The following is a 24,038-nucleotide window of genomic DNA, read 5'->3' as shown; positions in this document are numbered from 1 at the left end:
GTGGTCCGTGTGCGCACCCAAAGGTCCGTTCAGTGGGGGATGTGCGTACAACAGTGGACAATTGGCGAGAAAGTGCCTGGGACGGGCACCAGAATGAGCCACACGACGGGACCGCCCAGCTCGACGGCTTCAGCGCATTCGACGCGTTCGGACGCCGGGACGGCGGTGCCGGACACCGGGCCGGTGCCTCCGAGTACCCGGCCGATGCGCCCGGCTACCAGCCCGTGGGCACGACACCCCCCGCCGAAGGCCACGCCTACGGCCACCACGATTACGGCCACCCGGCCGGCCCCACCGGCTACCCGTCCGACGATCACGGCTACCCCGCCGGGGAGCCCGCCTTCGCGACCGGCGGCCAGGGGTACGGGGACGAGGGTCTCGCCTTCCAGGGCGACGGACACGCCCACCCCCTCGACGTTCCCGGCCACGAGGACGAGACCATCGCCTACCGGGCCGACGCCTTCGGCCCGGACGCCGGGGCCACCGCCGTCGGGGGCGTGGAAGGCCTGACGGCCGAGCTCCCGGCCGTGACCACCGCCATACCCGTGGGCGCCTCCGCGCCCGTACCGCCTTCGGCTCCCGCGCCGCCGTCCGCCTCACGGTCCGTGCCGACGGACCAGGAGCTCTCCGACGGGCCCGTCTTCGTCGACGAGAGCGGCCGCCGCAGCAAGAAGTTCCGCCGTCTCGGCTGGGTGCTCGCGACCGCGTGCGCGGTGTACGCCATCACGCTCGTCGTCTCCGTCATCGGCGGCAACTCCGCCGCCCCCTGGCTCCTCATACCCGGCCCCGCCGACGAGAAGAAGACCGAGACCGTCCAGGTCGAGCCCGCCCCCAGCACCAGCGAAGCGCCCGAGGACGGGCTCCCCGGGACCGTACCCGGCGCCCCGGCCCCCACCGACTCCAGCGGCGAGGCCGTCCCGCAGCCCGCCGACGGCGGCAGCCAGGGCGTGCCCGCCACCCCCCGCCCGGGCACTCCGTCCGCGCCGGACAGCACGCCCAGCCGGGAAGCCGCCGGCGGCGCCGAGGTCGACGAGAAGCCCGTCGGCCGGCCCACTCCCGCCCGGCCCACCGACGCCGGGAACACCGAGCAGCCGCCGCCCGTCACGCCTCCCAAGTCGCCGGATCCGGATCCCACGGACACCCCCCCGACGCCCCCGACGGAAGAACCCGCCGACCCGCCGGTCGGAGAGAGCGGCGGCCAGCAGATGGCCGCGGAAGGCGCACAGTAAATGACTTCCCCCGGCAGGCGGCGCGCGCAGAAGCAGAGGCGCGTCCGCCGGCGCAGACTGCCCATGCGCTATCTGCTGCCCTCCCTCCTCCTGGTCGCGCTCCTCGCGATGCTGATGCTGCGCGGTTACGTCCACAGCGAGATCCTCGCGGACCACCGCGTGCGCCCCCCGGTCTCCTACGACCAGGTGCCCGAGCACATCCTCAAGGGCGGACCGGTCATCGACGCCCGCGACAGGAACGCCCCCAAGGCGCTGAGCGTGCCCGAGAAGAAGCTCGTCCTGACCTTCGACGATGGCCCGGACCCGGTCTGGACGCCGCGCGTCCTGGACAAGCTGAAGGAGTACGACGCCCACGGCGTCTTCTTCGTCACCGGCACCATGGCCTCGCGCCACCCCGACCTGGTCGAGCGGATGGTGAAGGAGGGCCACGAGGTCGGCCTGCACACCTTCAACCACCCCGACCTGTCGTTCCAGACCAAGAACCGGATCGACTGGGAACTGTCCCAGAACCAGCTGGCGATCGCCGGCGCCGCGGGCATCCGCTCCTCGCTCTTCCGGCCGCCGTACTCGTCGTTCTCCAGCGCCCTCGACAACGAGGCCTGGCCCGTCACCCAGTACATCGGTGAGCGCGGTTACATCACCGCCTTCAACAACACCGACTCCGAGGACTGGAAGCGCCCCGGCGCCGACGCGATCATCAAGCGCTCCACCCCCAAGGGCACCCAGGGCGCGATCGTGCTGATGCACGACTCCGGTGGTGACCGCTCCCAGACCGTCGAGGCGCTCGACCGTTTCCTGCCGCAGATGCAGAAGCGGGGGTACGACTTCACCGTCCTCACCGAGGCGCTCGGCGCGCCCAGCGCCCACACCCCGGTCACCGGCATCGAGCTGTGGAAGGGCCGGGCCTGGGTCACCGCCGTCGCCGTCTCCGAGAGCACCACCACGGTCCTGGTCGGCGGCCTGGCCGTCATCGGCGTCCTCGTCATCGGCCGCTTCGGCCTGATGCTGGTGCTGTCCTTCGCGCACGCCCGCAAGGTGCGCCGGCGCGGCTTCACCTGGGGCGCCGCGGTCACCGAGCCGGTCACGGTGCTGGTCCCCGCGTACAACGAGAAGGAGTGCATCGAGAACACGGTGCGCTCGCTGATGGCCAGTGACCACCCCATCGAGGTCATCGTCATCGACGACGGGTCCACGGACGGCACCGCCGACATCGTCGAGAACATGTGGCTGCCCAACGTCCGGGTGGTGCGGCAGGTCAACTCGGGCAAGCCCGAGGCGCTCAACAACGGCATCCGGCACGCGCGCCACGACATCATCGTGATGATGGACGGCGACACGGTCTTCGAACCGTCCACCGTCCGGGAGCTGGTGCAGCCCTTCGGCGACCCGCGTGTGGGCGCCGTCGCGGGCAACGCCAAGGTCGGCAACCGCGACTCGCTCATCGGGGCCTGGCAGCACATCGAGTACGTGATGGGCTTCAACCTCGACCGCCGGATGTACGACCTGCTGGGCTGCATGCCCACCATCCCCGGTGCCGTCGGCGCGTTCCGCCGCGACGCCCTGGAGCGGGTCGGCGGTATGAGCGAGGACACCCTCGCCGAGGACACCGACATCACCATGGCCATGCACCGCGACGGCTGGCGCGTGGTCTACGCGGAGCGGGCGCGCGCCTGGACCGAGGCGCCGGAGTCCGTGCAGCAGCTGTGGTCCCAGCGCTACCGCTGGTCGTACGGCACGATGCAGGCCATCTGGAAGCACCGCCGCGCGATCATCGAGCGCGGCCCGTCCGGCCGGTTCGGCCGGGTCGGACTCCCGCTGGTGTCGCTGTTCATGGTGCTGTTCCCGCTGCTGGCGCCGCTCATCGACGTCTTCCTGCTGTACGGCCTGGTCTTCGGCCCCACCGGCCAGACCGTCGTCGCCTGGCTCGGCGTCCTCGCCATCCAGGCCGTGTGCGCCGCGTACGCCTTCCGGCTCGACCGCGAGAGCATGGTCCACCTCATATCGCTGCCCCTCCAGCAGCTCCTGTACCGGCAGCTCATGTACGTGGTGCTGCTCCAGTCCTGGATCACCGCTCTCACCGGCGGCCGGCTGCGCTGGCAGAAGCTGCGCCGGACCGGTGTGGTGGAGGCGCCCGGCTCCATACCGAGCCAGCGGCGCAGCGGTGACGATCGGAGGCCCGTCGCATGACGACCCCCACCAACCGCCCGGCCGACGACGGAGCCGACTGGTTCCGTATCCCGGCCCAGGCCCAGGCCCAGGCCCAGGCTCCGGCCCCGGCGTCCGGGGACGACGGCCGCGGTACGCCGGACGACACCGCCTTCCTGGGTGTCGGCCCGCTCGGCTCCGGTGCCGACGCGTTCGGCGACCCGGGCCCCGTCCGCCCCGGCGCCCACGCCGGCGGCCCGGCCCGGCCGGGGTACGGCGCGGACGGGTACGGCGGCGGCCGCGCCGCGGCAGGCCGCGGCACCGCTCCCGGCGCGTACGACACCGACCCCTTCGGCTCCGGCCCCGCGAGCACCGGTCCCATGAGCAACGGGCCCGGACCCATGAGCACCCGCCCCGCCGGCGACGGACCGGCCAGGAACGGCGACCCGTTCGGCGACCCGTTCGGCGACCCGTTCGGCGCCCCGGCGGCCCACGGTGCCGGCGCGCTCGTGGCGGACGAGCCGGACGTGCGGCGCGCCGCTGCGGGGGACACCGGCACGACGACCGTGCCGGAGCCCACCGGAGCCGTACCGCGCGCGCGGCACAAGGCGCCCGTCGCGGGCGGCCCCGCCCCGGCGGCCGCGCGGCCCGGCCGCGACCGCTACCTGGACCTGCTGCGCGCCATCGCACTGCTGCGCGTGATCGTCTACCACATCTTCGGCTGGGCCTGGCTGACCGTCCTCTTCCCGTCCATGGGCGTGATGTTCGCGCTCGCCGGGTCGCTCATGGCGCGCTCGCTGTCGCGGCCCGCGTGGGGCGTGATCCGGGGGCGTGTCCGCCGGCTGCTGCCGCCCATGTGGGCGTTCTCCCTCACCGTCGTACCGGTCATGCTCTACCTCGGCTGGAAGCCGCTGAAGGAGGAGGGGTTGTGGTGGTTCGCCAAGCTGGCCACCTACATCTTCCCGATCGGCGCCCCGCCGTACCCCTGGCACAGCGGTAGCCAGTCCGGCCTGCTGGAGGACACCTGGGCCGTGCAGGCCGCGGGGCCCCTCTGGTACATCCGCGCCTACCTGTGGTTCGTCATCGCCTCGCCGCTGCTGCTGTGGGCGTTCCGCAAGCTGCCGTGGGCGACCCTGCTCGCGCCGCTGGGCCTCACCGCGATCGTCGGCTCCGGTCTGATCAAGATCCCCGGCGAGACCGGCAACGCGATCACCGACTTCGCCGTCTACGGCTCCTGCTGGGTGCTGGGCTTCGCGCACAACGAGGGCCTGTTCCAGAAGGTCCCCCGCTACATCTCCGTCTCCATGTCCGCGCTGATCATGGCCTTCGGCCTGTGGTGGGCGTCCGGTCACCTCGGTCCGGACGGCTGGGACCTCAACGACATCCCGCTCGCCCAGGCCACCTGGTCGTTCGGCTTCTGCGTGATCCTCCTCCAGTACTCGCCGTCCTGGAAGGAACTGCCCGGGAAACTGGCCGGATGGGACACGCTGGTGACCCTCGCCAACAACCGGGCCGTGACGATCTACCTCTGGCACAACCTGCTGATCATGGCCACGATCCCGATCATCGACCTGCTGTGGAAGATCCCGGGTGTCTGGCCGACGTACTCCGGCTACCTGGAGAGCGCGTACACCGTGCTCATGCTGATCGTCGTCTTCCCGCTCATCGGCCTGATGATCATGGCCGTGGGGTGGCTGGAGGACGTCGCCGCCAAGCGGAAGCCGAGGCTGTGGCCGAACGGCGCACCGAAGAAGGCGCGCCGCTCACAGTGAGCCCGAGCCTCGGGTGAGAGCAAGGTTTCAGCCCGGTCACCTCACATGACCGGGCTGAAACGCATCCTCCCTAGCGTCGGTCCTGACGGGATGCAGGACCTGACGGCACAGTGGAGGTACGCGATGAGCGGCCGGTGGATCGAGCGGTGGGAACCCGAGGACGAGACCTTCTGGCGGGAGAAGGGGGAGCGGATCGCCAAGCGGAACCTGCTGTTCTCCGTCTTCTCCGAGCACATCGGGTTCTCCATCTGGTCGCTGTGGTCCGTGATGGTCCTGTTCATGGGACCGGAGTACGGCATCGACCCGGCCGGCAAGTTCTCCCTCATCGCGGTGGCGACGCTGGTGGGCGCCGTGATCCGGGTCCCGTACACCTTCGCCGTCGCGCGCTTCGGCGGCCGCAACTGGACCATCTTCAGCGCGCTGATGCTCCTGCTGCCCACGGGCGCCGCGTACGCCGTGATGGAGCCGGGCACGTCGTACACCACCTTCCTGCTGGTCGCCGCCCTCACCGGCGTCGGCGGCGGCAACTTCGCCTCGTCGATGACGAACATCAACGCCTTCTTCCCGCTCCACAAGAAGGGCTGGGCCCTGGGCCTCAACGCGGGCGGCGGCAACATCGGCGTCCCCGTCGTCCAGCTCATCGGCCTGCTCGTCATCGGCACGGCCGGAGCGGCCCAGCCGCGGGTGGTGCTCGGGATCTACCTCCCGCTGATCGTGGTCGCCGCCCTCTGCGCCGCGCTGTACATGGACAACCTGGCGCCCGTGAGGAACGACACCGGCGCGGTCAAGGAGGCCGTCCGGGACGCCCACACCTGGATCATGGCGTTCCTGTACGTCGGCACCTTCGGCTCGTTCATCGGTTACAGCTTCGCCTTCGGCCTGGTCCTCCAGACCCAGTTCGGGCGTACGCCGCTCCAGGCCGCGTCCCTCACCTTCATCGGACCGCTGCTCGGCTCCCTCATCCGGCCGCTGGGCGGCTCCCTCGCCGACAGGCACGGCGGGGCCCGCATCACGGTGTGGACCTTCGTCGCCATGGCCGCCGCGACCGGCGTGGTCGTCTACGCCTCCGTGATGGAGTCGCTCGCCGTCTTCCTCGTCGGCTTCATCTCCCTGTTCATCCTCAGCGGGCTCGGCAACGGCTCCACGTTCAAGATGATCCCCGCCATCTTCCAGGCCAAGGCCCATGCCTCCGGCCTGGAGGGCGAGGAGGCCGCAGCGTACGGGCGCCGGCTCTCCGGCGCCGCGATCGGCCTGATCGGCGCGGTCGGCGCGGTCGGCGGGCTCGCCATCAACCTGGCCTTCCGGCAGTCCTTCCAGACGGCCGGCACCGGCACCGCCGCCTTCGTCGCCTTCCTGCTCTTCTACGCCGCCTGCCTGACCGTCACCTGGGCGGTATACCTTCGCCGCCCGGTGGAGGTCCCCGCCCAGCGCCGGCTCAGCTACTCCGAGGTGTGACGGGCGTGGCACGCGACGGCGTCGTACGTAACGGGGGAGAAATGTCGCCGAACCGCGACCGTCACGGACCCTTGCCAGTCTCTGATGTCATGCACGAGTACGAGCATGGTTCCCACGGCCCGCTCGCCGGGTTCACCGTCGGCGTCACCGCCGCCCGCCGCGCCGACGAGCTGGGCGCGCTGCTGGAGCGCCGCGGAGCGGCCGTCCAGCACGCACCCGCGCTGCGGATCGTGCCGCTCGCCGACGACGCCGAGCTTCTCGACGCCACCAAGGCCCTCGTCGGCCACGCCCCCGACCTCGTGGTCGCCACGACCGCGATCGGCTTCCGGGGCTGGCTGGAGGCGGCCGACGGCTGGGGGTACGGGGAGGAGCTCCTCGACCGGCTGCGCGGCGCGCAGGTCCTCGCCCGGGGCCCCAAGGTCAAGGGCGCGGTACGGGCGGCCGGGCTGACCGAGGAGTGGTCGCCCGCCTCGGACTCCATGGCCGAGGTCCTGGAGCGGCTGCTCGGTCAGGACGTGACCGGGCGCCGCATCGCACTCCAGCTGCACGGCGAGCCGCTGCCCGGCTTCGTCGAGGCGCTGCGCGACGCGGGCGCCGAGGTCGTGGTCGTCCCCGTCTACCGGTGGATGCCGCCCGAGGACCTCGCGCCCCTGGACCGGCTGGTCGACGCGACCGTCGCCCGGTCGTTGGACGCCCTGACGTTCACCAGCGCCCCGGCCGGCGCCTCGCTGCTGGCCCGCGCCCAGGACCGCGGCCTGCTGCCCGAGCTGCTCGACGCGCTGCGCCACGACGTGCTCGCCGCCTGCGTCGGGCCGGTCACCGCCCTGCCGCTCCAGGCGCACGGCGTCGACACCGTCCAGCCGGCCCGGTTCCGGCTCGGCCCGCTGGTCCAGCTGCTGTGCCAGGAGCTGCCCTCGCGGGCGCGGACCCTCCCCGTCGCCGGGCGCCGCGTCGAGATCCGGGGCCACGCCGTCCTGGTCGACGGCGACCTGCGCCCGGTGCCGCCGGCCGGCATGTCCCTGCTCCACTCGCTGGCCCGCCGCCCCGGCTGGGTCGTCTCCCGCGCCGACCTGCTGCGCGCCCTTCCCGGCGCGGGCCGCGACGAGCACGCCGTGGAGACCGCGATGGCCCGGCTCCGCTCGGCCCTGGGCGCTCCCAAGCTGATCCAGACGGTCGTCAAACGGGGCTACCGCCTGGCCCTGGACCCGGCGGCGGACGCCAAGTACGCCGACACATGAGGACGTTCCGCGGGGCCGCGACCACGGCACCCGCGGGGCGGCCGCTCACCGGCGCGCTCCCACCACCGCGGCGACACCTTCCGGCGGCACGTCCCGGCGACACCCCTGGGCGGCACGTCCCGGTGGCACCTCCGGCGGCAGGTCCCGGCGGCACGTCCGGGGGGCGGCGTACCGTGCGGTCGTGACCGCCGAAGACCTCCGCATACGCCCCGCCGACCCCACCGACGCGCCCGCCCTCGCCGAGGCGCTCGCCCGCAACCGGGACCACCTGAGGCCCTGGGAGCCGCGCCGCCCGGAGACGTACTTCACCGCCGACGCGCAGGCCGCCCGCCTGTCCGCCGCCGGCAGCCGCTCCTGGGCCCTGGCCGGAACGGAGGGGATCCTCGGGCTCGCGACCCTCTCCGGCATCGCCCACGGGCCGTTCCGCAGCGCCCACCTCGGGTACTGGGTCGACGCCCGGTACACCGGACGCGGCCTGGCGACCCGGCTCGTCGAGCACGTATGCCGGGCCGCACGGGACGAGCTGCGGCTGCACCGGATCGAGGCCGGTACCGTCCTCGCGAACGGCGCCTCCCAACGGGTGCTGCTCAAGAGCGGGTTCCAGTGGTTCGGCACCGCCCCGCGCTATCTGCACATCGACGGTGCCTGGCGCGATCACCACCTGTTCCAGCGGATCCTGCACGACGACCCGCCCCCGCTCGGGTAGGCGGGGTTCCCGTCGCGGGCGCGGACGGGCACTCTGGGGCGCATGGTGGCATGGCGGTTCCACTCCGGGCGGCTCTGCCTGGACCTGATGGCCGAGCCGCCGTCCGACGCGGGGCGGCTCGCACAGTGGCTCGTCACCGCCGGGCTCGTACCGGCGGGGACACCGCTCGACGGGGTCGACGGGCGGTGGGTGGAACGGTTCGCCGAACTGGCGCGGGACGTCGACGAGTTGGTGCGGGACCAGCTCACCGGTCACGCACGGTACGCCGGTTCCCGCCTGGACCACCTCAACGCCGTCGCCGCGTCGCCGCCTCCCGTGCCCCGCGCCGTACGCGGTGAAGAGGGCGGCCTCGTACGGGCCCTGGCGGTGCCGCCCGACTGCGGTGCCCTCCTCGCGGCCGTCGCCCGCGACGCCGTCGACCTGCTCACCGACCCCGTCACCCGCGCCCGGCTGCGCCAGTGCCAGGGCGAGGGCTGCCACCGTGTGTATCTGGACACATCGCGAGGGCACCGCCGCCGCTGGTGCTCCAGCGAGATGTGCGGCAACAGGGAGCGCGTCGCGCGTCACCGGGCGCGCACACACGGGTAGTTACGAAACCTCCTGCGAAAAAAATCTCCCCGCGTTGAGTAAACCCTCCCGCCCCCCACGTAGTGATGGGGGACAGCGAGTCAGATCAAGGTCTCGACCGGGAGGTTCCAGGTGCGCAAGGATGCCGCCGTGGCCGATGACCGTCGGGGGACGCATCGCGCCCGGCATCGAGCGGTGCCCGCACGCACCCAACCGGACGTCCCGGACGAAGAGTTGATGCGTGCCCTCTACCGTGAACACGCCGGGCCCCTGCTCGCCTATGTACTCCGCCTCGTCGCCGGCGACCGCCAGCGGGCCGAGGACGTCGTACAGGAGACGCTCATCCGTGCCTGGAAGAACGCCGGTCAGCTCAATCGGGCGACCGGCTCTGTCCGACCCTGGCTGGTGACGGTCGCCCGGCGTATCGTCATCGACGGCCACCGCAGCCGGCAAGCCCGGCCGCAGGAGGTCGATCCGTCGCCGCTCGAGGTCATGCCCGCGGAGGACGAGATCGACAAGGCGTTGTGGCTGATGACGCTCTCTGATGCGCTCGACGATTTGACGCCGGCCCACCGGGAAGTCTTGGTCGAGACGTATTTCAAGGGGCGTACGGTCAACGAGGCTGCCGAAATCCTCGGCATACCCAGCGGGACCGTGCGGTCCCGGGTGTTCTACGCACTGCGTTCGATGAAGCTCGCGCTGGAGGAGAGGGGGATCTCGGCATGACGTCGCACCACGCTCCGCAGGGGAACGAGTCGGTGCACGACGCAGTCGGCGCGTATGTGCTCGGCATTCTGGACGACGCCGAAGCCACCGCCTTCGAAGCGCACCTGGCGGGCTGCGCCCTCTGCGCCCATCACCTGGAGGAGTTCTCCGGGATGGAGCCGATGCTGGCCATGCTCGCCGAGGCCCCCGGTCCGGCCGCCCGGCCCGTCGTCCTCCCGATGCCGGAGCGGCCCGGGGCGCCCGGCGCCCCGCCGGCACCGATGCTCGACCGCCTGGTCGACGAGGTCGCGCTCAAGCGCGCCCAGCGCCGCCGCCGCAGCCGTTTCCTGGTCGCGGCGGCCGCCGCGCTGATCATCGCGGGCCCCGCGGCCGCGTTCGTCGCCACCTCCGGCGAGCAGGACGACCGGACCAACCAGGCGGCCGACCCCCACCCGACCAGCCCCGCCGAGGACGCCTTCTTCCACCACATGGACGAGAAGGTCCAGCACACCGACACCGGCACCAGGGTCAGCGCCACCGTCGGCATGGAGAAGAAGGCCTGGGGCACCCACACGGTCCTGGAGCTCAAGAACGTCAAGGGCCCGCTCAAGTGCAACCTGATCGCCGTCTCCAAGACCGGCGAGGAGGAGGTCGTCACCTCCTGGGCGGTCCCCAAGTGGGGGTACGGCATCCCGGGCAGCACCCACGAGACGGGCAAGAACCCGCTGTACGTCCACGGAGGCGCCGCCATGGACCGGAACGACATCGACCACTTCGAGGTCCGCACGTTCGACGGACAGCGCCTGGTGGAGGTCCCCGCGGCCACCGCCTGACACACCCCCCTCCCGTGGCGTACGCTCGACGGCTGCCCAGCACGTCAGAAGGGGGCCTCGGTGGCCGCGCAGGAAGCCGACCGTGGTGTCGATACGATCCGCGACCGGGAGATCGGTACCGAACAGGACCACCTGGACCAGGTGTACCGCCGCCTCGAGGAGAAGATCCACGAGGCGGAGTTCCTGATGAACGACGCCGCCCAGCGCGGCCAGGTCGGCACGCCCGGCGCCCTCGCCGAGCGGGACGCCCAGGTGTTCCGGGCCGGTATCCACCTCAACCGGCTCAACAACGAGTACGAGGACTTCCTCTTCGGCCGCATCGACCTGCTGCACGGCAAGGACGGCAAGAAGGGCCCCGACGGCGCGTACACCTCCGTCGAGCCGGCCGACGACGCCGTACGCCCGGACGGCACCGCCGACATCGGGGAGACCCTCCACATCGGCCGCATCGGCGTCCTGGACTCCGACTACGCGCCGCTCGTCATCGACTGGCGCGCCCCGGCCGCCGCGCCGTTCTACCGCTCCACGCCGGTGGAGCCCGGCCGGGTGGTACGCCGCCGGGTCATCCGCTCGCGGGGCCGCAAGGTCCTCGGCGTCGAGGACGACCTGATGCGTCCCGAGCTGACGGCCCGGCTGGGCGGCGAGGACCTGGCGGTGATCGGGGACGGGGCGCTGATGGCCGCGCTCGGCCAGGCGCGCAGCCACACCATGCGCGACATCGTCTCCTCCATCCAGGCCGAGCAGGACCTGGTCATCCGCGCGCCCGCCGCCTCCGTCACCTATGTCGAGGGCGGCCCCGGCACCGGCAAGACCGCCGTCGCCCTGCACCGCGCGGCCTACCTGCTCTACCAGGACCGGCGCAGATACGCGGGCGGCATCCTGATCGTCTCGCCGACCCCGCTGCTGGTCGCCTACACCGAGGGCGTCCTGCCGTCGCTGGGCGAGGAGGGCCAGGTGGCGATCCGCGCGGTCGGCAGCCTGGTCGACGGGGCGGAGGCCACGGCGTACGACGAGCCGGCCGTGGCCCGCGTCAAGGGCTCCTCGCGGATGCGGTCGGTGCTGCGCAAGGCCGTGCGCGGTGCCCTGGAACTGGGGGACGCCCCCGAGCGGCTGCGGGTGGTGGCCTTCGGGCGGCGCCTGGAGCTGGCGGGCGAGGAGCTGACCCGGGTCCGGCACGCGGTCCTCGGTGGCACGGCGCCGGTCAACCTGCTGCGCCCGCGTGCGCGCAAACTGCTGTTGGACGCCCTGTACGCCAAGTCGGGCGCGGCGTCGCGGCACCCCGGCGACCCGGAGCTGGCGGCGGAGCTGCGCTCCTCGTTCGACGAGGACGTGACGACCGAGGACAGCTTCATCGCGTTCCTGGACGCCTGGTGGCCCGAGCTCACGCCCCGGCGCGTCCTGGAGACGATGGCCGACGAGAAGCGGCTGGGCCGCTGGGCGCGCCGGGTGCTGAACCCGGGCGAGGTGCGGCGTCTGGCCCGCTCCCTGCGGCGCGACGAGCTCTCGGTGCACGACGTGGCCCTGCTGGACGAGCTCCAGACGCTGCTGGGCGCCCCGGCGCGCCCGCGCAGGAAGCGGGAGCTCGACCCGCTGGACCAGCTCACCGGCCTGGAGGAGCTGATGCCGGTACGGGAGGAGTCGCAGCGCGAGCGTGCGGAGCGGCTGGCGCAGGAGCGCACCGAGTACGCCCATGTGATCGTCGACGAGGCGCAGGACCTCACGCCCATGCAGTGGCGGATGGTCGGCCGGCGCGGGCGGCACGCCACGTGGACGGTGGTGGGCGACCCGGCCCAGTCGTCGTGGTCGGTGCCGGAGGAGGCGGCCGAGGCGCGGGACGAGGCGCTGGGCACGCGGCCGCGCCGCCGCTTCGAGCTGACGGTGAACTACCGGAACCCGGCCGAGATCGCGGAGCTCGCCGCCAAGGTGCTCGCCCTGGCGATGCCGGGCATGGAGGCGCCTCGGGCGGTCCGCTCCACGGGGGTGGAGCCCCGCTTCGTGGCCGTCCGGGACGGGGACCTCGCGGGCGCGGTGCGCGAGGAGGCGCGGCGGCTGCTGGACCGGGTGGACGGCACGGTGGGCGTCGTGGTCGCGATGAACCGGCGCGAGCAGGCGGCGCGCTGGCTGGCGGACCTGGGCGACCGGGTGGTTGCGCTGGGCAGCCTGGAGGCGAAGGGCCTGGAGTACGACGCGACGGTCGTGGTCTCTCCCGCCGAGATCGCCGACGAGTCTCCGGCCGGCCTGCGGGTGCTCTACGTGGCGCTGACCCGCGCCACCCAGCAGCTGACGGTCCTCTCGGGCCGTCGCGACGACCCCGACGCGGACGGTGTGCCGGACCTGCTCCGCGACTGACCGCGTGGCCGGGCCTCCTTCGCCGCCCGGCCCCCGGGGCGTGCCCCGCAGGGCGAAGGCCCTGGGCCCGCCCCTGGTGGCGGGGGCCCTGGGCCCGCCCGGACCGGGGGAGGGGCGGGGCGGGGGAAGCGTCGGTCCGATGTGGTCCGGCGAGGGGGAGCCACTTCCCGGGACGGTTTGTTAGCCTGGTGGTGGCACCGGCTCGATCCAAGCCCCCGGGCCCAACCTTCGTCGCTACGAGCGACCACTTGCCGCGAGGCGAGCATGGCGGGCCGGTGCCACTCACGTCATACGCAGCAGGTCCGTGTCATCGTCCGATGACACGGACCTGCTGGCGTTTGGGCGTCGGGGCTTCCGCCAAGACCATGGTTTCTCGTATGGTGGAAAACAGTTTCCGAAGAATGAACGACCGAAACGACCGCTATTACCTGCTACTCGCAGGTAGGTGCGACCATTCGGAGTGCTCCGCCCCGGCCACCAGCCGGCGCGGCGCGGCAACGAAACCAGGGAAAGCAGAGGAACACGGCCATGGCAACGGCGCCCAGCGTCTCGTACTCGATGACGGTCCGGCTGGAGGTGCCCGCGAGCGGAACAGCGGTCTCCCAGCTCACCACGGCTGTGGAATCCTCCGGCGGCTCGGTCTCCGGCCTCGACGTCACCGCGTCCGGGCACGAGAAGCTGCGGATCGACGTCACGATCGCCGCCACGTCCACCGGACACGCCGAGGAGATCGTCGAGAAGCTGCGCGGCATCGAGGGCGTCGTCATCGGCAAGGTCTCCGACCGTACGTTCCTGATGCACCTCGGCGGCAAGATCGAGATGGCGTCCAAGCACCCCATCCGCAACCGTGACGACCTCTCCATGGTCTACACGCCCGGCGTGGCCCGGGTCTGCATGGCCATCGCGCAGAACCCCGAGGACGCCCGCCGCCTCACCATCAAGCGCAATTCCGTCGCAGTCGTGACGGACGGCTCCGCCGTGCTGGGCCTCGGCAACATCGGCCCCAAGGCCGCGCTGCCGGTCATGGAGGGCAAGGCGGCCCTCTTCAAGCGGTTCGCCGGCATCGACGCCTGGCCCATCTGCCTGGACACCCAGGACACCGACGCCATCGTCGAGATCGTCAAGGCGATCGCCCCCGGCTTCGCCGGCATCAACCTGGAGGACATCTCCGCGCCCCGCTGCTTCGAGATCGAGGCGCGCCTGCGCGAGGCCCTCGACATCCCGGTCTTCCACGACGACCAGCACGGCACCGCGATCGTCGTCCTGGCGGCGCTGACCAACGCGCTCCGCGTGGTGGGCAAGGCCACCGGCGACGTACGGGTCGTCATGTCCGGCGCCGGAGCGGCCGGTACGGCCATCCTCAAGCTGCTGATCGCGGCGGGCGTCAAGCACGCCGTCGTCGCCGACATCCACGGCGTGGTGCACGCGGGCCGCGAGGACCTCGTCTCCGCCGACCCCGGGTCACCGCTGCGCTGGATCGCCGACAACACCAACCCCGAGGGCGTCACCGGCACCCTGAAGGAGGCCGTGCGCGGTGCCGACGTCTTCATCGGCGTCTCCGCCCCGAACGTCCTCTCCGGCGACGATGTGGCGGCCATGGCCGACGGTGCGATCGTGTTCGCGCTCGCGAACCCGGACCCGGAGGTCGAGCCCGCAATCGCCCGTCAGACGGCGGCAGTTGTGGCCACCGGCCGGTCCGACTTCCCCAACCAGATCAACAACGTACTGGTCTTCCCGGGAGTCTTCCGCGGCCTGCTCGACGCCCAGTCCCGCACGGTCAACACGGAGATGATGCTGGCGGCGGCGACCGCGCTGGCGGACGTCGTCACCGAGGACGAGCTGAACCCGAACTACATCATCCCGTCGGTGTTCAACGACAAGGTCGCGGGCGCGGTGGCGGGTGCGGTGCGTGACGCGGCCAAGGCCGCCGGCGCCAGTGTGACGGCGCCCACGTCCATCTGACGCCCGGCGCGTCGCGAGTCCCCGGGCCGTGAAGCCGCCTTTAGGGTGGCGGTTCGGCTCCGGGGAGTTCCGGCACAGTCGACTCAACGTCACCACGGCGGGCCTGTGGCGCTTTTCGTGTGACTCCGGAGGGTGCCGGATTGGCTTTCCCGCCGCTGGTGGGGGCAGGATGCGTATTCGGGCGCGAGGGTCTGACAGCAGACCCGGGTCCGGGGACTGTCCAAGGGCCCTGGCAGCATCGGCTTCGCTGTGCCCACTATGCGGCTTCGCCGCGTGGCACGCCTCAACAGCAAGAAGAACACGGGAGTACAACATGAACCGCAGTGAGCTGGTGGCCGCCCTGGCCGACCGTGCCGAGGTGACCCGCAAGGACGCCGACGCCGTGCTGGCCGCGCTCGCCGAGACCGTCGGCGAGGTCGTCGCCAAGGGCGACGAGAAGGTCACCATCCCCGGCTTCCTGACCTTCGAGCGCACCCACCGTGCCGCTCGCACCGCTCGTAACCCGCAGACCGGCGACCCGATCAACATCCCGGCCGGTTACAGCGTGAAGGTCTCCGCGGGCTCCAAGCTCAAGGAAGCCGCCAAGGGCAAGTAAGTCCCCCACGGCGCGTTGAAAAGGGCGGTCACCTCCCGAGGGGTGACCGCCCTCGCGCATGCCCGCCCACGGGCCTCGCCGCCCCCGGGCCCCGGCGGGCACGGCCGGGCGGCCCCACGGAGCTCCGTACGGCCGTACGGGTGCCCGGGCGTGGCGAGCGGTCGTTCGTGAGCCGGCGAGGACGGGTGCGGCGGGCTGGTGGGGCGCGGGCGGGTGCGGTGGGCGTACGGGGCGTAAGGGACGTGCCTCCCGTGCGGCGGCTCCTGGGCCGCTCGCGGGCCCGTCCGCTCGCCCTCGTACGGCGCGGGGGAGCGCCGTACCGCCGTGGAGGGCTCCGAGAGGCCCCCGCGACGGCGGCACGCGGTCCGTACACGGCCCGTACAGGCCCCGTACAGCCCCTGTACGGGCCCCGGAACGACCGATGGCCCCTCGCCGTGGGCGAGGGGCCGTCGGAACGGCTTACGTGACGTCAGACGATCGCGCTGCCGGGCAGTTCGACCTTGGCGCCGAGCTCCACGAGCTTCTCCATGAAGTTCTCGTAGCCGCGGTTGATCAGGTCGATGCCGTGGACCCGCGAGGTGCCCTGCGCCGCCAGGGCCGCGATCAGGTACGAGAACCCGCCGCGCAGGTCCGGGATGACCAGGTCCGCGCCCTGGAGCTTCGTCGGGCCGGACACGACCGCCGAGTGCAGGAAGTTGCGCTGGCCGAAGCGGCAGTCCGAGCCGCCCAGGCACTCCCGGTACAGCTGGATGTGCGCACCCATCTGGTTCAGCGCCGAGGTGAAGCCGAGCCGCGACTCGTACACCGTCTCGTGGACGATGGACAGGCCCGCGGCCTGCGTCAGGGCCACCACCAGCGGCTGCTGCCAGTCGGTCTGGAAGCCGGGGTGCACGTCCGTCTCCAGGGCGATGGCGTTGAGCGCGCCGCCCGGGTGCCAGAAGCGGATGCCCTCGTCGTCGATCTGGAAGGCGCCACCCACCTTCCGGTACGTGTTGAGGAACGTCATCATCGAGCGCTGCTGGGCACCGCGCACGTAGATGTTGCCCTCGGTCGCCAGCGCCGCGCTCGCCCAGGAAGCCGCCTCCAGGCGGTCGGGCAGGGCACGGTGGGTGTAGCCGCCGAGCTTGTCGACACCGGTGATCCGGATCGTCCGGTCGGTGTCCATGGAGATGATCGCGCCCATCTTCTGCAGGACGCAGATCAGGTCCTCGATCTCCGGCTCCACGGCCGCGTTCGACAGCTCCGTGACGCCCTCCGCCAGCACGGCCGTCAGCAGCACCTGCTCGGTCGAGCCGACCGAGGGGTAGGGCAGCCGGATCTTCGTGCCGCGCAGCCGCTGCGGGGCCTCCAGGTACTGGCCGTCCGCCCGCTTCTCGATCGTCGCGCCGAACTGGCGCAGCACGTCGAAGTGGAAGTCGATCGGCCGGCCGCCGATGTCGCAGCCGCCCAGGCCCGGGATGAAGGCGTGGCCCAGGCGGTGCAGCAGGGGGCCGCAGAACAGGATCGGGATGCGCGACGAGCCCGCGTGGGCGTCGATGTCGGCGACGTTGGCGGACTCGACGTGCGTCGGGTCCAGCACCAGCTCGCCCGGCTCCTCGCCGGGCCGGACGGTCACGCCGTGCAGCTGGAGCAGTCCGCGCACGACGCGGACGTCACGGATGTCGGGCACATTGCGCAGTCGGCTCGGCTCACTGCCGAGCAGGGCGGCGACCATCGCCTTGGGCACGAGGTTCTTCGCGCCGCGGACGCGGATCTCGCCCTCCAGCGGGGTTCCGCCGTGGACAAGCAGTACATCGTCTGTGCCGGTCATGAATCTCGCGTTCCGGAGAGGGTCGGGCAGGGGGCCAGGGAAAAGGGTAAGGGGGCGGAGTGGCCTTGTTGGTAGCCCGAGGACGCAAGGCAGATGTAATGAATTCGGCACAACACCCTCCGTCCTCCGCTCCTTGCGGAGGGTTACGGTCCGCTTTCGGCCAGGGCCGGAGTCCGCGTCCCCGGTGAGCTGCGGTTCGGTGCCGGGGGTCGCGAGTCGGCCGCTCGCGCCCCGCGAAGGGCCGAGATGCGGGATCATGTCTCGCATGACCGAGGTGTCCTCCCTCACAGGGCGGCTGCTTGTCGCCACCCCCGCGCTGGCGGATCCGAACTTCGACCGCGCGGTGGTGCTGCTGCTCGACCACGACGACGAGGGCTCCCTCGGCGTGGTCCTCAACCGCCCGACACCGGTCGGCGTCGGCGACATCCTCGAGGGCTGGGCCCCGCTCGCCGGTGAGCCGGGCGTGGTGTTCCAGGGCGGTCCGGTCTCCCTCGACGCGGCGCTCGGCATCGCCGTCATCCCTGGTGACGAGGGACCGCTGGGCTGGCGGAGGGTGTACGGCGCGATCGGCCTGGTGGACCTGGAGACCCCGCCGGAGCTGCTGGCCGCGGCTCTGGGCAGCCTGCGGATCTTCGCCGGGTACGCGGGCTGGGGGCCGGGGCAGCTGGAGGACGAGCTCGCCGAGGGCGCGTGGTTCGTCGTGGACTCCGAACCGGGGGACGTCTCGTCGCCGCGGCCGGAGGGCCTGTGGCGTGAGGTGCTCAGGCGCCAGCGCAGCGAGCTCGCGATGATCGCCACGTATCCGGACGACCCCTCGCTCAACTGAGCCCGCCGGCGTCGGGCCCCGGCCCGGCCCGGTGGCCGGCCGGGACGCCCGGGATGTTCATGCGGTAAGACGTGTATGCGGTCATACGACTGATTCCGGCCATGTGTCGGACATACGTCCCGTGCGGGCGCCTCGCGGCCCGCGAGTGAGCGGCTTCACACCCCGTGCGCCGGTGCCCCCCGCCACGGACGCGCGGGCCTCGCTCCCGGCACGGCGCCGGCGTGGGTACCCTTGGAGCTCATGAGCACTCTTGAGCCCGAGCGCGGGGCAGGTACGGGGACCCTCGTAGAGCCGACGCCGCAGGTGTCGCACGGCGACGGCGACCACGAGCGCTACGCCCACTATGTCCAGAAGGACAAGATCATGGCGAGCGCCCTCGACGGCACTCCCGTGGTGGCGCTGTGCGGGAAGGTCTGGGTGCCGGGCCGCGACCCGAAGAAGTACCCGGTCTGCCCCATGTGCAAGGAGATCTACGAGTCCATGGGCGCCGGTGGCGACAAGGACAAGGGCAAGGGCGGCAAGGACAAGAAGTAGGTCCCGCCGACCGCCGGACAGGGCCCCCGGGGCGCGTACGCAGGTACGCGCCCCGGGGGCCCTCGTCGTTTGATCAGGATGATCGGGAAGTGGTCGAGACCTCTTGTGGGCGCTCCGGGCCCGTTCTAACCTCCTGCGTGTTGTGCAGCACGAAACGGCTGTTGCGCATGCTGCAACACCATCGGAGGGGAATCCGCCATGAAGCTTCCTGCCCGGCTCGTCGCCCCGGTCGCCGCCGCCCTGGTGCTGGCGGCGGCCGCGTGCGCCCCCCAGACCTCCGACACCGGCGCCGAGAAGGACGAGAGGACCGGCACGCTGCGCGTCTGGCTCTTCCAGGAGGTCAACAACAAGCCGAAGGAGCGGGTCGTCGACGCCGCCGTCGCCGCCTTCGAGAAACGGCACCGGGGTGCCGACGTCCAGGTCGAGTACATCCCGGTCGACACCCGCGCCCAGCGCGTCAAGGCCGCCTTCAACGACCCCGCGAGCGCGCCCGACGTCATCGAGTACGGCAACACGGACACCGCCGGTTACGTCAAGGACGGCGGACTGGCCGACGTGAGCGCCGAGTTCGGCGCCTGGGCGGACGCCAAGGACACCGACCCCACCGCGCGGGCCTCGGTCACGGTGGACGGCAAGGTGTACGGCGCGCCGCTCTTCGTCGGCGTACGGGCGCTGTACTACCGCACCGACGTCTTCCGCGACCTGGGCCTGAAGCCGCCCGGGACACAGACGGAACTGATCGCGACCGCGAAGAAGATCCGCAAGGCGAAGCCGGAGCTGTACGGGATAGCGGTCGGCGGCGCGTACACGTACGGCGCGCTGCCCTTCCTCTGGGCGCACGGCGGTGAACTCGCCACCCGGAACGGCGGTTCGTACACCTCGGCCGTGGACAGCGCGGCCGCCCGCAAGGGCATCACCGCGTACACCTCGCTCTTCGGCGACGACAACTGCCCGGCCGCCAAGTGCGCGTCCATGGGGGGAAACGCGACGGTCACGGCCTTCGCCTCCGGCAAGGCGGCGATGGCGATCGGTGGCGACTTCAGCCGCGCGGCCGTGGAGGCGGGTGAGGCGAAGGGCAAGTACGCGGTCGTCCCGCTGCCCGGCGTGACGGCCGGGACGATCGCGCCGGCGTTCGCCGGTGGCAACAACGTCGGTGTGCTGAGGAGCAGTTCGCACCGGACGCTGGCGGTGGACCTCATGAAGTCGCTGGCGGGCAAGGACGCGCAGCGCGAGCTGTTCGACGCGATGGGCTTCCTGCCGACGTACACGGACGTGCGGGCGGAGGCGGCGAGGAAGCAGCCGTCCGTGAAGCCGTTCATCGACACGCTCGCGGCAGGGGCGAAGTTCGTCCCCGCGTCCCCGGCCTGGGGGCGGATCGACGCGTCGCTGGTCCTGCCGACGATGTTCCAGGAGATCGTGAGCGGCCGCAAGGACGTGGCGACGGCGTCCGACGACGCGGCGGAGAAGATGGACGCGGCGTTCACCTCGGCGGGCTGACGCCATGACGTACGAAGCGATCCCACCCGGCCGGCGCCCCGCCCCCGGCGCGGGCGCGGGTTCCGGCTCCGGTGGGGTCGCGGGTTCCGGCTCCGGCGGGGTCGTGGGCGCGGGGCGGGGCGCCGCCCCTGGCGCGGGTGCCTCCGCCGGGCGAGGTGCCGCCTCCGGCGGGGGTGCGGGTGCCTCCGGCCGGCGGGGCGTCTCTCCGGGTGCGAGCGCGGGTGCGGGCGTGGGTCCCTCCGGCGGGCGGGGGGCCGTCCTGCCCGGTTCGGCCGCATCGGGCACTGCCGCCACACCGGGCGCGGCGGGGTGGGCCACGGCCGGGTCGGGGCCGCCCGGGAAGCCTGGCCGGCGGGAGCGGCCGGACCGGCGCCCCGGCGCGGCACCGGCGCGGCGGGGGCGGCACGGGGGCTGGACCCCGTGGCTGTACCTCGCGCCCGCGCTCGTCGCGCTCGGCGCCCTCCTCGTCTACCCCGTCTACCAGCTCGGCCTGATCTCGTTCCTGGAGTACACCCAGGCCCAGGTCAGCGGCGGGGAGCCCACGTCCTTCCGGGGCTTGGGCAACTACGCCGACCTCTTCCGCGATCCGCAGTTCTGGCAGGTCCTTCTCGCCACCGTGCTGTTCGCCGCCGCGTGCGTCGTCACCACCCTGGCCGTCGGGTGCGCCCTCGCCGTCCTGCTCACCCGGGTCCGCGCCGTGCCCCGTCTGACGCTCATGCTCGCCGCGCTCGGCGCGTGGGCGACGCCCGCCGTCACCGGGTCCACCGTCTGGGTGTTCCTCTTCGATCCCGACTACGGCCCCGTCAACAGGGTGTTCGGCCTGGGCGACTTCTCCTGGACGTACGGGCGCCTCAGCGCCTTCGCGCTCGTCCTGTTCGAGGTCGTCTGGTGCTCGTTCCCGTTCGTGATGGTCACCGTCTACGCCGGCATCAGGGCGATCCCCTCCGAGGTGCTGGAGGCCGCCGCCCTCGACGGGGCCTCGCAGTGGCGCACCTGGCGCTCCGTCACCGCCCCCGTGCTGCGGCCCATCCTGCTGGTGGTCACCATCCAGTCGGTCATCTGGGACTTCAAGGTCTTCACCCAGATCTACGTGATGACCAACGGCGGCGGCATCGCCGGCCAGAACCTCGTCCTCAACGTCTACGCGTACCAGAAGGCCTTCGCGTCCTCCCAGTACAGCCTGGGCTCGGCGATCGGCGTCGTCATGCTGCTGATCCTGCTCGCGGTCACGCTGGTCCACCTCCGGATCGTGCGACGCCAGGGAGAGGAACTGTGATCCGTACCCACCGCCCCCGCCGCCTCGCCGCCGAGGCCGCCACCCTCCTGATCGCGGCCGTGGTCGCCTTCCCCCTGTACTGGATGGTCCTCTCCGCCCTGAAGCCGGCGGGCGAGATCCAGTCCACCGGCGCCCGCCCCTGGACCCTCTCGCCGTCCCTCGACTCCTTCCGCCGCGTCTTCGAACAGCAGGACTTCGGACGGTACTTCGTCAACAGCCTGCTGGTCGCGGGGACGGTGGTCATCGCCTCCGCCCTCATCGCCTTCCTCGCGGCGACGGCGGTCACCCGCTTCCGCTTCCGGTTCCGCACGACGCTGCTGGTGATGTTCCTGGTCGCGCAGATGGTGCCGATCGAGGCGCTGACGATCCCGCTCTTCTTCCTCATGCGGGACTTCGGTCAGCTCAACACCCTCGGCTCGCTCATCCTGCCGCACATCGCCTTCTCCCTCCCGTTCGCGATCTGGATGCTGCGCGGCTTCGTCAGGGCGGTGCCCGAGGCACTGGAGGAGGCCGCGTACATCGACGGCGCGAGCCGCGCCCGGTTCCTGTGGCAGATCCTCTTCCCGCTGGTCTTCCCGGGGCTCGTCGCGACCAGCGTCTTCTCCTTCATCTCGACCTGGAACGACTTCCTGTTCGCGAAGTCGTTCATCATCAGCGACACCTCGCAGTCGACGCTCCCCATGGCCCTGCTCGTCTTCTTCAAGCCGGACGAGAACGACTGGGGCGGCATCATGGCCGCGTCGACCGTCATGACCATCCCGGTGCTGGTCTTCTTCGTACTCGTGCAGCGCCGCCTGGTGTCCGGGCTCGGCGGCGCGGTGAAGGACTGACGACCCGATGGACCTCATCCCCGCCCCCCGCGCCTGCCGACGGGTGCCGTCCTCCGGACACGACCGCCTCGACGCCGGGACACTGCTGGAGGCCCGGGCGGGAACGGAAGGCGTCGCACGGTGGTTCCGGGCCACGATCGGGGCCGCCACCGGCCTGCCGTTCCCGGACGGCGACACCACCGACAACCGCGTCGTGCTGGACATCGACCCCGGACTGGCGCCCGAGGGGTACCGCGTCGCCGTGGACGGACACGGCCTTCGCATCCAGGGCGGCAGCGCCGCCGGCGTGTTCTGGGGAGCCCAGACCTTCCGTCAACTGCTGGGCCCGGAAGCCTTCCGGCGCGCACCCGTCGACTCCGGGCGCGCCTGGGACGTCCCCGCCGTCGTCGTCGAGGACGCGCCCCGCTTCCCCTGGCGCGGCCTGATGCTCGACGTCGCCCGCCACTTCCTCCCCAAGGACGACGTCCTGCGCTACGTCGACCTCCTCGCCGCCCACAAGCTCAACGTCCTCCACCTCCATCTCACCGACGACCAGGGCTGGCGCGTCGAGATCAAGCGCTACCCCCGGCTCACCGAGGACGGCGCCTGGCGGGCGCGTACGAAGCGGGGGCACCGGGCCTCGGAACTCTGGGACGAGACCCCGCACGGCGGTTACTACACCCGGGACGACATCCGCGAGATCGTCGCGTACGCCGCCGAAAGGCACGTCCGCCTCGTCCCCGAGATCGACATCCCCGGCCACTCGCAGGCCGCCATCGCCGCCTACCCGGAGCTCGGCAACACCGACGTCGTCGACACGACCGCCCTGCCCGTCTGGGACACCTGGGGCGTCAACCCGAACGTACTCGCCCCCACCGACAACACCCTCCGCTTCTACGAGGGCGTCCTGGAGGAGGTCCTCGACCTCTTCCCCGCCGCGACGTCACCCTTCGTCCACCTCGGCGGCGACGAGTGCCCCAAGGGCCAGTGGAAGGCCTCCCCGGCCGCCCAGGCCCGTATCGCGGAGCTCGGGCTCGCCGGCGAGGACGGCCTCCAGGCCTGGTTCATCGGCCACTTCGACCGCTGGCTCGCCGAGCGGGGCCGCCGCCTGATCGGGTGGGACGAGATCCTGGAGGGCGGCCTCGCGCCCGGTGCCGCCGTGTCCTCCTGGCGCGGCTACGCCGGCGGGATCGCCGCCGCCGAGGCGGGTCACGACGTCGTCATGTGCCCCGAGCAGTACGTGTACCTGGACCATCGGCAGGGCGGCGGCCCCGACGAGCCGGTGCCCATCGGGTACGTCCGCACCCTGGAGGACGTCTACCGGTTCGAACCCGTACCGCCGGGGCTGTCCCCGGAGGCGGCCGCACACGTCATGGGCACCCAGGCGAACGTGTGGACCGAGGTCATGGAGTCCCGCTCCCGCGTCGACTACCAGGTCTTCCCGCGCCTCGCCGCCTTCGCCGAGGTCGCCTGGTCCACCCGGCTCCCCGCCGACCCCGCCGAGCGGGACTTCGCCGGCTTCGAGCGCCGGATGGCCGCCCACTACCGGCGCCTGGACGCGCTGGGCGTCGACTACCGCCCGCCCGGCGGCCCGTTGCCGTGGCAGAGGCGCCCGGGGGTGGTCGGACGCCCGATCGAGGGGACGCCCCCGAACGTGTGAGCCCCGGCGAAGCCGTACGCGCCCGAGCCCGGCACCTGGGACCGTGGGGGCCGCCGGGAAGGAGTCGTAC

The 24,038-nt window shown here is 72.2% G+C and carries 19 protein-coding genes; 18 read left to right on the top strand and 1 reads right to left on the bottom strand.

All coding sequences use genetic code 11. The features are described from left to right. The first annotated feature begins 41 nt into the window (after positions 1 to 41). The 12 genes from ABD347_RS03885 (at position 42) to ABD347_RS03830 (ending at position 15,556) form a co-directional block, all read left to right on the top strand. The gene (locus ABD347_RS03885; protein ID WP_344356287.1) at positions 42 to 1,229 is read left to right on the top strand and encodes a hypothetical protein; all 1,188 of its coding nucleotides are present in this window, start codon (positions 42 to 44) and stop codon (positions 1,227 to 1,229) included. Next, positions 1,230 to 3,416: a bifunctional polysaccharide deacetylase/glycosyltransferase family 2 protein gene (locus ABD347_RS03880; protein ID WP_344356285.1), complete on the top strand. Its 2,187-nt coding sequence runs from the start codon at positions 1,230 to 1,232 to the stop codon at positions 3,414 to 3,416. It begins immediately after the preceding gene. Between the two features lie 359 nt (positions 3,417 to 3,775). Further along, positions 3,776 to 5,146, top strand: a complete 1,371-nt coding sequence (locus tag ABD347_RS03875; protein ID WP_344356389.1) for an acyltransferase family protein — start codon at positions 3,776 to 3,778, stop codon at positions 5,144 to 5,146. A gap of 123 nt (positions 5,147 to 5,269) precedes the next feature. Next, the gene (locus ABD347_RS03870; RefSeq protein ID WP_344356283.1) at positions 5,270 to 6,601 is read left to right on the top strand and encodes a nitrate/nitrite transporter; all 1,332 of its coding nucleotides are present in this window, start codon (positions 5,270 to 5,272) and stop codon (positions 6,599 to 6,601) included. A gap of 89 nt (positions 6,602 to 6,690) precedes the next feature. After that, positions 6,691 to 7,839 (top strand): uroporphyrinogen-III synthase, encoded by a 1,149-nt coding sequence (locus tag ABD347_RS03865; RefSeq protein WP_344356281.1) that lies wholly within the window; start codon positions 6,691 to 6,693, stop codon positions 7,837 to 7,839. A gap of 181 nt (positions 7,840 to 8,020) precedes the next feature. Further along, positions 8,021 to 8,545 carry a GNAT family N-acetyltransferase gene (locus ABD347_RS03860; RefSeq protein ID WP_344356279.1) on the top strand — a complete coding sequence of 175 codons (525 nt, stop codon included), beginning with the start codon at positions 8,021 to 8,023 and terminating at the stop codon, positions 8,543 to 8,545. Positions 8,546 to 8,587: 42 nt separating this feature from the next. Next, positions 8,588 to 9,133: a CGNR zinc finger domain-containing protein gene (locus tag ABD347_RS03855; protein WP_344356277.1), complete on the top strand. Its 546-nt coding sequence runs from the start codon at positions 8,588 to 8,590 to the stop codon at positions 9,131 to 9,133. Between the two features lie 111 nt (positions 9,134 to 9,244). Then, a complete protein-coding gene (locus ABD347_RS03850) occupies positions 9,245 to 9,838 on the top strand; it encodes a sigma-70 family RNA polymerase sigma factor (protein ID WP_064072166.1) in 594 nt (197 codons plus the stop codon). Then, positions 9,835 to 10,650, top strand: a complete 816-nt coding sequence (locus tag ABD347_RS03845) for an anti-sigma factor family protein (protein ID WP_344356275.1) — start codon at positions 9,835 to 9,837, stop codon at positions 10,648 to 10,650. Before ABD347_RS03850 ends, ABD347_RS03845 begins: the two co-directional genes overlap by 4 nt. Before the next feature lie 60 nt (positions 10,651 to 10,710). Further along, positions 10,711 to 12,999 (top strand): HelD family protein, encoded by a 2,289-nt coding sequence (locus tag ABD347_RS03840; protein WP_344356273.1) that lies wholly within the window; start codon positions 10,711 to 10,713, stop codon positions 12,997 to 12,999. Positions 13,000 to 13,527: 528 nt separating this feature from the next. Further along, on the top strand, positions 13,528 to 14,961 hold the full coding sequence (locus ABD347_RS03835) for an NAD-dependent malic enzyme (protein WP_344356271.1): 1,434 nt from the start codon (positions 13,528 to 13,530) through the stop codon (positions 14,959 to 14,961). A gap of 313 nt (positions 14,962 to 15,274) precedes the next feature. Continuing rightward, positions 15,275 to 15,556, top strand: a complete 282-nt coding sequence (locus tag ABD347_RS03830; protein ID WP_017237029.1) for an HU family DNA-binding protein — start codon at positions 15,275 to 15,277, stop codon at positions 15,554 to 15,556. 469 nt (positions 15,557 to 16,025) lie between these two features. Here the strand turns inward: ABD347_RS03830 and murA are convergent, their stop codons facing one another. After that, positions 16,026 to 17,366, bottom strand: a complete 1,341-nt coding sequence (gene murA / locus ABD347_RS03825; RefSeq protein ID WP_344356269.1) for a UDP-N-acetylglucosamine 1-carboxyvinyltransferase — start codon at positions 17,364 to 17,366, stop codon at positions 16,026 to 16,028. Positions 17,367 to 17,631: 265 nt separating this feature from the next. On the opposite strand from murA, the gene ABD347_RS03820 reads away from it, so the two are divergent. The 6 genes from ABD347_RS03820 to ABD347_RS03795 all read left to right on the top strand — a co-directional run bounded on the left by ABD347_RS03820 (position 17,632) and on the right by ABD347_RS03795 (position 23,968). Continuing rightward, complete coding sequence (locus tag ABD347_RS03820; protein ID WP_344356267.1) at positions 17,632 to 18,192, top strand: YqgE/AlgH family protein; 561 nt, start codon at positions 17,632 to 17,634, stop codon at positions 18,190 to 18,192. A gap of 240 nt (positions 18,193 to 18,432) precedes the next feature. Beyond that, positions 18,433 to 18,726, top strand: coding sequence for a DUF3039 domain-containing protein (locus ABD347_RS03815; protein ID WP_329870294.1), 294 nt, complete (start codon positions 18,433 to 18,435; stop codon positions 18,724 to 18,726). Between the two features lie 198 nt (positions 18,727 to 18,924). Continuing rightward, on the top strand, positions 18,925 to 20,223 hold the full coding sequence (locus tag ABD347_RS03810; RefSeq protein WP_344356264.1) for an extracellular solute-binding protein: 1,299 nt from the start codon (positions 18,925 to 18,927) through the stop codon (positions 20,221 to 20,223). A 259-nt stretch (positions 20,224 to 20,482) separates the two neighbouring features. Then, positions 20,483 to 21,499, top strand: coding sequence for a carbohydrate ABC transporter permease (locus ABD347_RS03805; protein ID WP_344356387.1), 1,017 nt, complete (start codon positions 20,483 to 20,485; stop codon positions 21,497 to 21,499). Further along, a complete protein-coding gene (locus ABD347_RS03800; protein WP_344356262.1) occupies positions 21,496 to 22,329 on the top strand; it encodes a carbohydrate ABC transporter permease in 834 nt (277 codons plus the stop codon). Before ABD347_RS03805 ends, ABD347_RS03800 begins: the two co-directional genes overlap by 4 nt. Before the next feature lie 7 nt (positions 22,330 to 22,336). After that, entirely contained in the window at positions 22,337 to 23,968 is a 1,632-nt protein-coding gene (locus ABD347_RS03795; protein WP_344356261.1) for a beta-N-acetylhexosaminidase, read from the top strand. The last annotated feature ends 70 nt before the right edge of the window (positions 23,969 to 24,038 follow it).

The sequence above is a fragment of the Streptomyces gobitricini genome, from assembly GCF_039532985.1.
Classification (GTDB): Bacteria; Actinomycetota; Actinomycetes; order Streptomycetales; family Streptomycetaceae; genus Streptomyces; species Streptomyces gobitricini.
Note: the sequence above shows the minus strand (reverse complement) of the source record. Positions and strands in the feature narration are given on the sequence as shown.

What these genes read in the sequence shown, in the direction of transcription:
- ABD347_RS03810 (WP_344356264.1), top strand. Translation starts at nt 18,925, where the DNA reads ATGAAGCTTCCTGCCCGGCTCGTCGCCCCGGTCGCCGCCGCCCTGGTG.
- ABD347_RS03855 (WP_344356277.1), top strand. Translation starts at nt 8,588, where the DNA reads ATGGTGGCATGGCGGTTCCACTCCGGGCGGCTCTGCCTGGACCTGATG.
- ABD347_RS03835 (WP_344356271.1), top strand. Translation starts at nt 13,528, where the DNA reads ATGGCAACGGCGCCCAGCGTCTCGTACTCGATGACGGTCCGGCTGGAG.
- ABD347_RS03830 (WP_017237029.1), top strand. Translation starts at nt 15,275, where the DNA reads ATGAACCGCAGTGAGCTGGTGGCCGCCCTGGCCGACCGTGCCGAGGTG.
- ABD347_RS03815 (WP_329870294.1), top strand. Translation starts at nt 18,433, where the DNA reads ATGAGCACTCTTGAGCCCGAGCGCGGGGCAGGTACGGGGACCCTCGTA.
- ABD347_RS03795 (WP_344356261.1), top strand. Translation starts at nt 22,337, where the DNA reads ATGGACCTCATCCCCGCCCCCCGCGCCTGCCGACGGGTGCCGTCCTCC.
- ABD347_RS03870 (WP_344356283.1), top strand. Translation starts at nt 5,270, where the DNA reads ATGAGCGGCCGGTGGATCGAGCGGTGGGAACCCGAGGACGAGACCTTC.
- ABD347_RS03865 (WP_344356281.1), top strand. Translation starts at nt 6,691, where the DNA reads ATGCACGAGTACGAGCATGGTTCCCACGGCCCGCTCGCCGGGTTCACC.
- ABD347_RS03820 (WP_344356267.1), top strand. Translation starts at nt 17,632, where the DNA reads ATGACCGAGGTGTCCTCCCTCACAGGGCGGCTGCTTGTCGCCACCCCC.
- murA (WP_344356269.1), bottom strand. Translation starts at nt 17,366, where the DNA reads ATGACCGGCACAGACGATGTACTGCTTGTCCACGGCGGAACCCCGCTG.
- ABD347_RS03880 (WP_344356285.1), top strand. Translation starts at nt 1,230, where the DNA reads ATGACTTCCCCCGGCAGGCGGCGCGCGCAGAAGCAGAGGCGCGTCCGC.
- ABD347_RS03875 (WP_344356389.1), top strand. Translation starts at nt 3,776, where the DNA reads ATGAGCACCCGCCCCGCCGGCGACGGACCGGCCAGGAACGGCGACCCG.
- ABD347_RS03845 (WP_344356275.1), top strand. Translation starts at nt 9,835, where the DNA reads ATGACGTCGCACCACGCTCCGCAGGGGAACGAGTCGGTGCACGACGCA.